Origin of the sequence: Albidovulum aestuarii (assembly GCF_029961185.1) — a bacterium.
Taxonomy (GTDB): domain Bacteria; phylum Pseudomonadota; class Alphaproteobacteria; order Rhodobacterales; family Rhodobacteraceae; genus Albidovulum; species Albidovulum aestuarii.
Genome location: NZ_JASBQQ010000002.1, coordinates 582,512 through 595,144, shown reverse-complemented (window position 1 = coordinate 595,144; position 12,633 = coordinate 582,512). Strand labels below are relative to the sequence as shown.

Annotated in this window: 11 protein-coding genes; 4 read left to right on the top strand and 7 right to left on the bottom strand. The window is 64.7% G+C overall.

Annotated elements, in window-relative coordinates:
* Positions 1–137 precede the first annotated feature (137 nt).
* The 3 genes from QKW60_RS07695 to glyS are packed head-to-tail and all read left to right on the top strand — an operon-like array spanning position 138 to position 3,745.
* Positions 138–1,070 carry a glycine--tRNA ligase subunit alpha gene (locus tag QKW60_RS07695; protein WP_282367704.1) on the top strand — a complete coding sequence of 311 codons (933 nt, stop codon included), beginning with the start codon at positions 138–140 and terminating at the stop codon, positions 1,068–1,070.
* Positions 1,067–1,540, top strand: a complete 474-nt coding sequence (locus tag QKW60_RS07690) for a DUF6446 family protein (RefSeq protein WP_282367702.1) — start codon at positions 1,067–1,069, stop codon at positions 1,538–1,540. The genes QKW60_RS07695 and QKW60_RS07690 overlap by 4 nt, the downstream gene beginning before the upstream one ends.
* Complete coding sequence (glyS, locus tag QKW60_RS07685) at positions 1,541–3,745, top strand: glycine--tRNA ligase subunit beta (RefSeq protein ID WP_282367700.1); 2,205 nt, start codon at positions 1,541–1,543, stop codon at positions 3,743–3,745. It abuts the gene before it with no gap.
* A gap of 76 nt (positions 3,746–3,821) precedes the next feature.
* Here glyS and QKW60_RS07680 read toward each other — a convergent pair whose 3' ends face one another.
* Together QKW60_RS07680 and QKW60_RS07675 are read right to left on the bottom strand one after the other, a co-directional pair.
* Positions 3,822–4,211: an SgcJ/EcaC family oxidoreductase gene (locus QKW60_RS07680; RefSeq protein ID WP_282367698.1), complete on the bottom strand. Its 390-nt coding sequence runs from the start codon at positions 4,209–4,211 to the stop codon at positions 3,822–3,824.
* Entirely contained in the window at positions 4,208–5,584 is a 1,377-nt protein-coding gene (locus QKW60_RS07675) for an FAD-binding oxidoreductase (RefSeq protein WP_282367696.1), read from the bottom strand. Before QKW60_RS07675 ends, QKW60_RS07680 begins: the two co-directional genes overlap by 4 nt.
* 125 nt (positions 5,585–5,709) lie before the next feature.
* Here QKW60_RS07675 and QKW60_RS07670 point away from each other — a divergent pair, with 125 nt between their 5' ends.
* Positions 5,710–7,359 (top strand): chloride channel protein, encoded by a 1,650-nt coding sequence (locus tag QKW60_RS07670; RefSeq protein ID WP_282367799.1) that lies wholly within the window; start codon positions 5,710–5,712, stop codon positions 7,357–7,359.
* A gap of 12 nt (positions 7,360–7,371) precedes the next feature.
* Here QKW60_RS07670 and QKW60_RS07665 read toward each other — a convergent pair whose 3' ends face one another.
* The 5 genes from QKW60_RS07665 to QKW60_RS07645 form a co-directional block, all read right to left on the bottom strand.
* Positions 7,372–7,713, bottom strand: coding sequence for a DUF427 domain-containing protein (locus QKW60_RS07665; RefSeq protein WP_282367695.1), 342 nt, complete (start codon positions 7,711–7,713; stop codon positions 7,372–7,374).
* Positions 7,714–7,773: 60 nt separating this feature from the next.
* The gene (locus QKW60_RS07660; protein ID WP_282367693.1) at positions 7,774–9,582 is read right to left on the bottom strand and encodes an aminopeptidase P family protein; all 1,809 of its coding nucleotides are present in this window, start codon (positions 9,580–9,582) and stop codon (positions 7,774–7,776) included.
* 97 nt (positions 9,583–9,679) lie between these two features.
* Positions 9,680–10,216 carry a hypothetical protein gene (locus QKW60_RS07655; protein WP_282367691.1) on the bottom strand — a complete coding sequence of 179 codons (537 nt, stop codon included), beginning with the start codon at positions 10,214–10,216 and terminating at the stop codon, positions 9,680–9,682.
* 134 nt (positions 10,217–10,350) lie between these two features.
* Positions 10,351–12,219, bottom strand: a complete 1,869-nt coding sequence (gene cobT / locus QKW60_RS07650) for a cobaltochelatase subunit CobT (protein ID WP_282367690.1) — start codon at positions 12,217–12,219, stop codon at positions 10,351–10,353.
* Entirely contained in the window at positions 12,216–12,629 is a 414-nt protein-coding gene (locus QKW60_RS07645) for a hypothetical protein (protein WP_282367688.1), read from the bottom strand. Before QKW60_RS07645 ends, cobT begins: the two co-directional genes overlap by 4 nt.
* Positions 12,630–12,633: the final 4 nt, after the last annotated feature.

Here is a 12,633-nt window from a genome sequence, read left to right as displayed (position 1 = left end):
TTTCTTATCGGAACGAATCCGGTCCCAAACCTAGCAGTCTCGCTGGCGGCGTCACGTCACAATCGCCTCGCCGCCGATTGACCGCCCCGCACCTGTTGCCTATTGAGAACGCGCTTTCGCCCGAGGACAGGCCAGACATGACCACCACAGCCCCCCGTTCGTTCCAGGAGATCATCCTGAGGCTTCAGACCTACTGGGCCTCGAAGGGCTGCGCGGTGCTGCAACCCTATGACATGGAGGTGGGAGCGGGCACCTTCCATCCGGCAACGACCCTGCGTGCCTTGGGCTCGCGTCCCTGGGCTGCGGCCTATGTTCAGCCCTCGCGCCGCCCGACCGACGGGCGCTATGGCGAGAACCCCAACCGGCTGCAGCACTACTACCAGTATCAGGTCATCATCAAACCCTCGCCGCCCGATCTTCAGGCGCTCTATCTCGGCTCGCTCGCCGCAATCGGTGTCGATGCCTCGGTCCATGATATCCGCTTTGTGGAGGATGACTGGGAAAGCCCGACGCTTGGCGCATGGGGGCTCGGGTGGGAGGTCTGGTGTGACGGGATGGAGGTCAGCCAGTTCACCTATTTCCAGCAGGTCGGCGGCCATGACTGCCACCCGGTTTCGGGCGAACTGACCTATGGGTTGGAGCGTCTGGCGATGTATGTTCTGGGCGTCGATCATGTGATGGACATGCCGTTCAACGATCCCGACGCGCCGATCCCCCTGAAATACGGCGACATCTTCCGCCAGACCGAACAGGAATATTCGCGCTGGAACTTTGATCAGGCCGATACCGGGATGCTTCTCAAGCACTTCGAGGATGCCGAGGCCGAATGCACCCGCATCCTTGCCGCGGATGAGACCGACGGGGCAGGCCGCAGGATCGTCATGGCGCATCCCGCCTATGACCAGTGCATCAAGGCCAGCCACCTCTTCAACCTTCTCGACGCGCGGGGCGTGATCTCGGTCACCGAGCGGCAGGCCTATATCGGCCGGGTCCGCGCGCTTGCGAAAAAATGCGCCGATGCGTTCGTGACGACCGAAGCGGGCGGCGCTTCGGAAGGCCGGGCGGCGTGAACGGCAAGATCGTTGCGGGGTTCATCGTGGTAACGGCGCTTCTGGCCGGCATCGGCCTCTATTATGTGCAGGAATACGCGTATTACGCGCCGGTGGAGCCCGCCTCTGCCGCCGCTGAAATCCGCCTGACCGCTTTGTCGGGCGCAGTAGAGCCGGTGCCGACGGACGGTTTCGAGGGGATCGATTCCGACAGTTCCCCCCTGCGCTTCCGCGCCTGTTTCAAGGTGCCGATGTCGCTCGCGCTGATGAGTGAGACCTATGCCGACTATCCCGGTGCCGAACCCCTGATCGGCCCGCGCCAGTTCCCCTGCTTCGATGCGGAACGGATCGGCGCCGACCTGCAATCCGGCGCGGCCTTGGCGTTCCTGGCGGAAAAGAACATCCATCCCGGTGTCGACCGCGTTGTCGCGGTTTATGCCGACGGCCAGGCCTTTGCCTGGCACGAACTCAATGAAACGGCGGAGAAGTAAATGCCCGACCTTCTCATCGAACTCTTCTCCGAGGAAATCCCCGCCCGGATGCAAGGCAAGGCCCGCGAGGACCTGAAGAAACTGATTACCGACGGGCTGGTCGAGGCCGGGCTGACCTATGCAGGCGCCCACGCGCTTTCCACCCCGCGCCGCCTGACGCTGGCGGTGGAGGGGCTGACCGCGGAAAGCAAGTCGGTGCGCGAGGAACGGAAAGGCCCTGCGACGACCGCGCCGGAGCAGGCGGTGCAGGGCTTCCTGCGCTCGACCGGGCTGACGATGGATCAGCTTGAGGTCCGCGATGCGGGCAAGGGGCAGGCCTATTTCGCGGTGATCGAAAAGCCGGGCCGCAAGGCAGCTGATATCGTCGCCGAAGTGCTGGAGGGGGCGATCCGCACTTTCCCCTGGCCGAAATCGATGCGCTGGGGGTCGGGCAGTTTGCGCTGGGTGCGGCCCTTGCATTCGATCCTCTGCATCCTGAGCGATGAGGGCGGGGCCGAGGTCGTACCGCTTGATGTGGACGGCATCGCGTCCGGCAATACCACGCGGGGCCACCGCTTTCTTGCTCCGGAGGCATTTTCGGTAACGTCTTTTGAGGATTACGCGGCGAAGCTGAAGCGTGCGAAGGTGATGCTCGACCCCGAGGAGCGGGCCGAACATATCTGGCACGACGCCACCAATGCGGCCTTTGCCGCCGGGCTGGAAGTGGTCGAGGACAAGGGCCTGCTGACCGAGGTTGCGGGGCTCGTTGAATGGCCGGTCGTGCTGATGGGCCGGATCGGTGAGGACTTCCTCGGCCTGCCGCCCGAGGTGTTGCAGGCCTCGATGAAGGAACACCAGAAGTTCTTCTCTTGCCGGAACCCCAAGACCGGGCGGATCGAGGGCTTCATCACGGTCGCGAACAACGAACCGGCGGACCACGGGGCCACGATCCTTGCGGGGAACCAGAAGGTTCTGTCGGCGCGGCTCAGCGACGCAAAGTTCTTTTGGGAGAATGACTTGCGGACCGTTGCTCATACGGGCTTGGAAGGCATGGCCGAAGGGCTGGCCAATGTCACCTTCCACAACAAGCTCGGGTCGCAGAAGGACCGCATCGACCGGATCGAGGCGCTGGCGCGCGAGATCGCACCTTTGGTCGGGGCCAAGCCCGACCTGGCGGCAGAGGCGGCACGGGTGGCCAAGGCCGACCTGCAATCGGCGATGGTCGGGGAATTCCCCGAGCTTCAGGGCACGATGGGCGTCTACTACGCCAAGGCCGCCGGTCTGCCCGACGCCGTGGCCAATGCCTGCAAGGAACACTACCAGCCACTCGGCCCCTCCGACGCCGTGCCGAGCGATCCGGTTTCCGTCGCTGTGGCGCTCGCCGACAAGGTCGACACACTGACCGGATTCTGGGCCATCGACGAGAAGCCCACGGGATCAAAAGACCCCTTTGCGCTGAGAAGGGCGGCGTTGGGCGTGATCCGGTTGGTGCTGGCGAATAAGAGAAGGATGGCCCTTCACGATCATTTCTCGGAACAGTTGCTGAGAAACGATATGGCAATCGCGACCGCGCAGAAGCGACATCACGACGAAAAGGCAAAAAAATTCAAAGAGGAAACGGCTTCAGGAGTAACAAGCTTCTCCTTGGGTGTTGCGACCGTTACGCGTGAGCTTGATGGTCGAAAGGTAGATGCCCGTTCTCCCGACCTCCTCGCCTTCTTCCACGACCGCCTCAAGGTCCATCTCCGCGATGAGGGCATCCGCCATGACGTCATCGACGCCTGCCTCGCCATGCCCGGCAATGACGACCTGACGCTGCTGGTCAAACGCGCCGAGGCGCTCAGCGCCTTCCTCAAGACCGATGACGGCGGCAACCTCATTCAGGGCTTCAAGCGCGCGAACAACATCCTGAGCCAGGCCGAGGAAAAGGACGGGGTCGAATACAGCTTCGGGGCCGATCCGAAGTTTGCCGAGGATGAGACCGAACGCACACTCTTTGCCGCGCTCGACACGGCCGAGGCCGCCATCCAGCCCGCGATGAAGGCCGAGGATTTCGGCGCGGCCATGTCGGCCATGGCCTCCCTCCGCGCGCCCATCGACGCGTTCTTCGAGGCGGTGCAGGTCAATACCGACAATGAAATCGTCCGGCGCAACCGGCTGAACCTGCTCAGCCGCATCCGCACGATCTGCCTCAGCGTCGCCGATCTGACGAAGCTGGAGGGCTGAACCCTCCTCGTGCGCTTCGCTTCTCGTCGGGGCGCACTCCCGAAGAGCGCCCGGAACGGGCGACGATGAGGGGTGCTCAGCCTTCGGCGGTGAACTGCGCCGCCGCCACCGTCCAGCCCTGCGGCCCCTCGACCAGCACAGCCGACAGGATCGCGCCGACCCGACCCGCATCGCTGCCATCGGGGTGGAGGATGCCGGAAAGCACGAAGCGCTGCATCACCTGTGCGGCGCCGGGCGCGAGTGTGCGCTGCTTGGTCCGCCCGGTCACGAGTTTCGCCCGCGCAAAGGCTCCGGCAAGTTCACCCGCCAGCGTTTCGGCAATCGCCTTCCGCCCCTCGGCCCAATGGCCGGTCAGGGTTAGGAAATCGGCATCTTCGGCAAAGAGTGCGGCAATGGCCTTTACGTCGTGCCCGGCCCAGGCATTGGCGAAGGCGCGGGGGAAGGCGTCGGGGGCGGGCAGGGTCACTGGTTCACCTCCACCACCTTGCCGGGGTTCAGGATACCGTCGGGATCGAGCGCCCGCTTGATCTGCGCCATCACCTCCCAAGCCTCACCATGTTCCATCGCCATCAGGTCCTTCTTGCCGAAGCCAATTCCATGTTCGCCGGTGATCGTGCCGCCGAGGCTGAGCGCGCGTTCCGCCATCTTCCGTGCCAGCGCCTTGGCGGTTTTCAGCTCCGCCTCATTGCCGCGTTCGATCAGCAGGATCGCATGGAAATTGCCGTCGCCAACATGGCCAAGAATCGGCCCGGTCAGGCCGCTTGCCGCGATATCGGCCCGGGTTTCCCGCACGGCCTGAGCGAGCCGCGAGATCGGGACGCAGATATCGGTGACAAGACCGAGGGAGCCGGGGCGGAAGGCGAGGCAGGCGGGATAGGCGCCGTGGCGCATCTTCCAGAGCCGGTTGCGGTCCTCGGTCGTCGTCGCCCAGTCGAAATGCGCGCCGCCCATTTCGGCCACGACCTCGCCGAACCGTTTCGCATCCTCGGCGGCGGAGGTTTCGGAGCCGTGGAATTCCACCATCAGGTGGGGCTTTTCGGGCAGGGCGGTGCCATTGGCGGCGTTGAAGACGGCGGCGGCGGTTTCGTCGAGGAACTCGATCCGGGCCATGGGGATGCCCATCTGGATCGTCGTGATGACGGTCTGGACGGCGGCCTCGAAATCCTCGAAGGCGCAGACGGCGGCTGAAATCGCCTCGGGCTGGCCGTGGAGCTTCAATGTCAGTTCGGTGATGATGCCAAGCGTGCCCTCGGAGCCGACGAAGAGGCCGGTGAGGTCGTAGCCTGCCGAGGATTTGCGCGCGCCAGACCCGGTGCGGATGATGCGCCCGTCAGCCAGCACCACCTCAAGCCCCATGACATTGTCGCGCATCGTGCCGTAGCGCACGGCGGTGGTGCCCGAGGCCCGCGTCGCGGCCATGCCGCCGAGTGAGGCGTCGGCACCGGGATCGACCGAGAACATCAGCCCCGTGGCGCGCAGGTCGGTATTCAGCGCCTCGCGCGTCAGTCCCGGCTGGACGACGGCCTGCATGTCCTCGGCCCGGACCTGCAACACGCGGTTCATGCGCATGAGGTCGATTGTGACCCCGCCCCGGATCGCCAGCGCGTGGCCTTCGAGCGAGGTCCCGGTGCCCCAGGCGGTCACCGGGCAGTTGTGGCGCGCACAGGTGCCGACAATACGAGCGACCTCTTCGGTCGTCTCAGGGTAAGCCACGGCATCGGGGGGCGCGTCGGGAAACCAGGCCTCGTTCTTTCCATGCTGGTCACGTTCGGCCTTGGACCGCGCGAGGCGATCTCCTAAGAAGGTTGCAAGTTCGGCAAGCGCTGCGTCGTGGGGCATGAAAACCTCGGGGGGTGGGCGCGGCGACCCTAGGCCAAGCGGGCCGCCCGGGGAAGCCCTGAGGAAGCGGCCCCGCGGAAATGTGCCGGGTGACGGAAGAGACCCCGAACTGGACCCGCCGGCAGATGTCGGCGGTCCGCGCCGAACTGGCGCGGGCGTTGAGCGTGATGCGGAAGCGGGGGCCGAGCCAGATCCAGTTCTGGTTCATCGCTCTGGCCATCGGGATCGCGGCGGGGGTAGCGGCCTTGGCCTTCCGCAAGGGGATCTCGGCACTCCAGACCTTTCTTTACGGCAGTGATGATCTGCGCCTGGCCTCGGTCGCGGGCGAATTGCCGTGGTGGTGGGTTCTCAGCCTGCCGATCCTTGGCGGGTTGATCGTGGGGCTGATCCTTGACCGGTTCACGCCGGACGGGCGGGTCAGGGCGGTGGCCGATGTGATCGAGGGCGCGGCGCTGAATGCCGGGCGGGTGGAGCGGCGCGCGGGACTTGCCTCGGCAGCGGCATCGCTGATCACGCTGAGCTCTGGCGGATCGTCGGGGCGCGAAGGGCCGGTGGTGCATCTGGCCGCCGTGATATCGACCTGGGTGTCGAACCGGATCAATGCGAACGGGATTACCGGGCGGGATTTGCTGGGCTGCGCCGTCGCGGCGGCCGTATCGGCCAGCTTCAACGCCCCGATCGCCGGGGCGATCTTTGCGCTGGAGGTGGTCCTGCGCCACTTTGCCGTCCACGCCTTTGCCCCCATCGCCATCGCCTCGGTCGCCGGAACCGTGATCAACCGGCTGGAATTCGGTGGTGTCACCGAGTTCATGCTGCCCGCCGAGGGTGGGTTGGCCTTCTATGCCGAATTGCCTGCCTTCCTGCTTCTTGGTCTCGTCTCGGGTCTCGTCGCGGTGGCTTTGATGAAGTCGGTGATCTTTGCCGAGGACGTTGGCAACTCCGTTCAAAAAGCGCTCGGCATTCCGCGATACCTAAGGCCGATGCTTGCGGGGGCCGTTCTTGGCGCCATCGCGATCCCATTCCCGCATATCATCGGGGTCGGGTACGAGACGACCTCTGCCGCGTTGACAGGCCAGATCGGGCTGGGTGCGGCGGTGCTTTACGCGGTGGTCAAGGTCGTGGCCGTTGCGGTGACGATGGGGGGGCGCATGGGCGGTGGCATGTTTTCGCCCGCGCTCGTCGTCGGGGCCCTGACGGGCCTTGCCTATGGCCTGATCGCGACAAGTGTCCTGCCGGAAGTGTCCGGGGCGGAGACGATCTATGCACTGGCTGGAATGGGTGCGGTTGCGGCAGCGGTTCTCGGCGCGCCGATCTCCACCACGCTGATTGTTTTCGAACTGACGGGGGATTGGGAAACTGGACTTGCCGTCATGACCGCCGTGTCTTTGTCAACGGCGCTTGCCTCGCGTCTGGTCGACCGCTCGTTCTTCCTGACTCAGCTTGAACGCCGGGGTGTGCATCTGGCGGCGGGGCCGCAGGCCTATCTTGCCGACACGATCCGGCTGTCGGCGATCCTGCGCGGGATGGACCATCGGCGGGCCGCGCCCCAAGCCCTTTGCCGCGAAATGATCGGCGAGGGCACGATGCTGGGAGAGAACCAGACGCTTGAGACGGCCTTGCGGACCTTCGAGGCAACCGGGGCCGATTTCATCCCGATTATCCGGAAATCACCGGGCGAGGATGAGCCGGAGCTGCTGGGCGCGGTATTCCAGACCGATGCGCTGCGCGCCTATGCCAAGGCGCTGGCGGATACAGCCGCCGAGGAACACAGCTGACCGCCGGCCCTCTTACAGCCTCTCGACCGTGACCTTGTCTGGGTAGAAGGCGAGGTGGCCTGCGATGGCCTCCATTCCCGTTTTCGGGGTCTCGTAGCTCCATGCGGCATCGGCGATGGGCCCGCTTTTGGCGGCGATGGTGAAATAGCTCGCCGTGCCCTTGTGCGGGCAGACCGTCTGCTTCGTGCTCGGGTCGAGAAAGGCCATCGCGATGTCATCGCGGGGAAAGTAGATCACCGGGTCATAGCTGCCTTCAGAAAGCTCCAGCGCCCGTTTCGACTCGCCGATCACCGCGCCACCTGCGCGTACCACCCACGTGCCGCCCGCTTCCCTGATCCGGATTTGTCCTGCCATCTCGCACCTCTTTTGTTGCCCCTTGCGGGTACATTCGCCGAACAGTCTTTCAGGAATATGTCAGACCGGTTTCGTCGCCTCGCCGAGCCAGTCGCGCGCCGGCGCTGAGACGCGCGGGCCGATCCGCTCCGCCACCTCGGCGTGATAGGCATTGAGCCATGCCCGCTCGGCTTCGGTCAAGGCCCCTGCGTCGATCAGCCGCCGATCGATGGGGGCGAAGGTCAGGGTCCGAAACCGCAGCATCGTTCGGTGATCGTCGCCGCCGGGCAGGTTGGGCGCATCCTCGACAAGTACGAGGTTCTCGATTCGGATGCCGAACGCGCCTTCGCGGTAATAGCCGGGTTCGTTCGACAGGATCATTCCGGCTTCCAGCACGACATCGCCCGTGCGCGACAGGCGCTGCGGACCTTCGTGGACAGAAAGATAGCAGCCGACGCCATGGCCGGTGCCATGGTCAAAATCCTGCCCGGCGAGCCAGAGGTTGTAGCGCGCAATTGCGTCGAGGTGCTGACCGGCAATGCCTTTCGGCCAGCGCAGGCGGGATATGGCGATCATGCCTTGCAGCACACGGGTGAAGGCGGCCCTTGCGTCCGCGTCGACCGGGCCGACGGCGACGGTACGGGTGATATCGGTCGTGCCGTTCAGGTACTGGCCACCGGAATCGATGACCACGATCTCGCCGGGACGCAATGACTGGTTCGTGTCTTCCGTCACGCGGTAATGCATGATCGCGCCGTGCGGACCAGTGCCGCAGATCGTCTCGAAGCTGATTTCCTTCAGCTGGTTCGTCGCCCGCCGGAACCCTTCCAAAGCCCGGACCACGTCAATCTCGGTCAATCCGCCGCCCGGCAGTTCTGCATCGAGCCAGGCGAGGAACTCGACCATCGCCGCGCCATCGGTCAGATGCGCCTCTTCCATCCCGGCGATTTCGGCCGCGTTCTTTTTTGCCTTTGGCAGAAGGCAGGGATCTGGGCCCCAGCTGATGACAATATTCGCGTCTTCGAGTTCACGCGCGACCTGCAGCGGAGCGGTTGCGCGGTCGATGCGGACCGGGCCAGTCAGCGTCCGCAGAGCCGCCGAAAACGCCGATGGCGGGCGCAGCGTCACTTCGGGACCGAGATGCGCCCGGACCGTATCCGACAATTTCTCGGGTGCGATGAAGAGCGTAAGCCGCCCGGTCGCATGAAGGATCGCGAAGGCCTGTACGACCGGATTACGTTCGATATCCGCACCCCGGATGTTCAGGAGCCACGAGATCGAGTCGGGCAGGGTCAGGACAACGGCGTCCTGTCCGGCGGCGGCCAGTTCGGCACCGATGCGGATACGTTTCGCCTCGGCGCTTTCGCCCGCAAGGTCGAGGGGCTGAACGGCGACCGGCCCCTTCGGTGGCTGGGGCTGATCGGCCCAGATTGCATCGACGAGGTTGCGCCCGGGCCAAAGCGTGATTCCGCTGCCCTCAAGTACCGCTTCCAGATCGGCGATTTCTTTCTTCGTGTGCAGCCAGGGGTCGAAACCGATGCGGCCGCCTGATTTCAGTTGCTCCTTCAGCCAGCTACCGGGCTTGATATCGGGCCAGGGCACGGGCGTGTAGCTTGCAAGATCGACCTGCGCCTTGACCTGGGTCCGGTACCGGCCATCGATGAAGACGCTAGCGATTTTCGGCAGGACGATGCAGAAGCCGGCGGACCCTGTGAAACCGGTCAGCCAGGCCAGCCGCTCATCCGCCGGGGCCACGTATTCGCCCTGATGGGCATCCGCCCGGGGCACGATGAACCCGTCGAGCCCGGCGCGGGTGATTTCGTTCCGAAGAGCAGCAAGCCGGGGTGGTCCCTGTTCGGGACGAGCGGTGTTTTCGAAACTCTGGAACATGGGCACCCCGTTGTGGATCGGCCCCCTGGGGCCGGAACGCTCCTTCCTAGCAAGACAGCGCCCTGACGGGCAAGCGGCGCTGGCCGAATAGGCGCGTTCAGGGCAGAAGCTGGAGCGAGGGCATGACGAGTGCGGCCGGGCCGATCAGGAGCGACCCGACGACCACGATGCGCACATAGCTGAAATCATGTGACCGGAGATAGTCATCCCACGCCTCGCGCAGGGTCGGCAGGGGCTCCACCCGGCGATAGGCCAGTCCGGGCAAAAGGAACGCGATGAAGAACATCACGAGCCAGCCACACGCGGCGGCAAAGAAGAATGGATGGTCAAGACGTCCACTCAACGGTGAATTCGGGCTCAGGACGACGTGAAAGGCGAAAACCGCACCCCGGACGAAGATCGTGACCATCAGAATATCGAGGATGAGCCGACCCGGGCCGTAACGCAGGCGGGTCAGAAGCCGTTCGAAGCGGTCATAGGTCAGAAAGACGGCCCCCGTGAGACCCGCACCGAGCCAGTCGGCGACTCTCATCGCGCCGTTCAAAGCTGACGGACCGTCCCGCAGAGTGATCACGGCGACATCGGTGTTCAGCAGGCTGACCGCAAGCAGCAGGAATCCTGTTGCGAACTGCACCAGATAACATAGCGAGGATTCAAACCACCGCAGAAGAATATAGGCCGGATGCATCATGGGTCGGATTCGGACAGGGTGCGATTCGCACCAATCCTATGGTCGCAAGCTGGAAAAACCGTAAACGGTCGCCGGGTTTACCCGGCCTTGCGCATCCCCATCACGCGCGCCCGCGCTCGTGGATCGCTGTCGAAGAGGCTGGCAAGCTGTTCGGTCATCGCACCTGCAAGCTGCTCCACATCGGTAATAGTGACAGCCCGCTGGTAATAGCGCGTCACGTCGTGGCCGATGCCGATCGCGATCAGTTCCACCGCCTTGCGTCTTTCGACCATAGCGATCACGTCGCGCAGGTGTTTTTCCAAATAATTAGCGGGGTTGACGGACAAAGTTGAGTCGTCCACCGGCGCCCCATCGGATATCACCATCAGGATCTTGCGCTGTTCGGGGCGACCGACCACGCGGCGATGCGCCCATTCCAGCGCCTCGCCGTCGATGTTTTCCTTCAGGAGGCCCTCTTTCATCATCAGCCCCAGGTTGGGCCGGGCGCGCCGCCATGGGGCATCGGCGCCTTTGTAGATGATGTGGCGCAAGTCATTGAGTCGCCCCGGCTGCTGTTCACGCCCCGCCGCCAGCCAGCGTTCACGCGCCTGCCCGCCCTTCCAGGCGCGGGTGGTGAAGCCGAGGATCTCCACCTTGACCTGACAGCGTTCCAGCGTGCGGGCCAGAACATCGGCGCAGATCGCGGCGATAGAGATGGGGCGACCGCGCATGGAGCCGGAATTGTCCAAGAGAAGCGTCACGCAGGTGTCGCGGAACTCGGTGTCCTTCTCGACCTTGAAGCTGAGGGGCGTTGTCGGGTTCGCGACCACGCGGGCAAGGCGGCCGGCATCCAGAATGCCTTCCTCGCGGTCAAACTCCCATGACCGGTTCTGCTGTGCCTGAAGGCGGCGCTGAAGCTTGTTGGCCAGACGCGATACGGCGCCCTTCAGGGGCTCCAACTGCTGATCGAGATAGGCGCGGAGGCGCTCCAGTTCTGCCGGTTCGGCCAACTCTTCTGCCTTGATTTCCTCATCGAAATCAGTCGTGTAGACGGTGTAGTTCGGGTCGGCATCCGAATAGGGGGCGGGGGGTGGCGGCTCCAATGGCGCTTCGCCCTCGGGCATCTCGGCCTCGTCGCCGTCCTCCATCTCGGCCATCTCGTCCATCGAGACTTCGGCCTGGCTCTGGTCGTCCTGATCTTCCTGGGACTGTTCGGGGCTGGCTTCCGATTCCTCGGACTGGTCGTCGCCCTCTTCGCTTTCGGGCGTTTCCTGTTCTTCGGTGTCGGCCTCGTCGCCTTCGGCTTCGTCCTCCATGTCGGGGTCGTCGCCAAGCTGGTCGCCGTAGCCGAGATCCCTGATCACCTGCCGGGCAAGGCGGGCGAAGGCGGCCTGATCGGCCAGAACGTCGCCCACATGGTCAAGCGTGCCGCCCGCCTGTTCCTCGATAAAGGGGCGCCAAAGCTCCATCACGTTCTGCGCGCCGCCGGGCATCGGACGGCCCGTGGCGAGGTGGCGGACGAGGTAGCCCGCCGCCTGCGGCAGCGGCGCGTCCTGCGCGGCGCGGATCTGGTCATAACCGCGTTTGGCGGCCTCGGCCCCGATCTTGGCGTCGATATTGCCCAAGGTGCCGGGCATGTCGCGGGCGCCTACGGCCTCGCACCGCGCGGTTTCCATCGCCTCGTAAAGATCGCGAGCCATCTGGCCCTGCGGCAGGTATTTCGCGGCGGTCTTGGGGTTGTGGTAGCGGTGGCGGAGAGCGAAGGCGTCGGCCGTGCCGCGCGCAATCAGCACCTCATCCCGCGTCATCCGCCGCGAGACCTGCGGCAGGCGCATATTCTCGCCCGCAATGCCCGGCGGATCGACGGAGTAGGAGACCGTCAGGTCCGGGTCGTCGGCCATGGTCTTGGTGGCCTCGGCGAGCGCCTTCTTGAACGGATCGGCTGGGTTGTCGGAGCGTTGGGTCATTCTCGTGCCGCCTTCAATACACCCATGCACCGAGTGCAGTCTTCGTCTTCCATGCAGAGGGGAACGTCACGACCGCTGAAGCCGCGCAGGGCGAAATCGGTCATGATCTCCATTGCCGCGTCCCTCTTTCGCGCCGCGAGCGTGTGTCCCGCTGCCTCCTGTGCCCCCACGACCATGTCCCAGTCTTCACCGGGCTGCCAGAACTCCGCAGCACTGAGCAGTTCGTCAGAATATCCGGCGAGCATTGCCACTGTCGTTTCGTTGCCCTCAATGGCCGCCAGCCAATCTGATCTGGCCTCAAAATGGGCCGAGCAGGCCTGTTGTGCTTCAAACAGGGCTGCGTTGCCACCCGCCTGCACGAACGATGCCGCAAGGCAGGACAGGCAGAATGCCCATGTCCCGCCGCGCACTCCC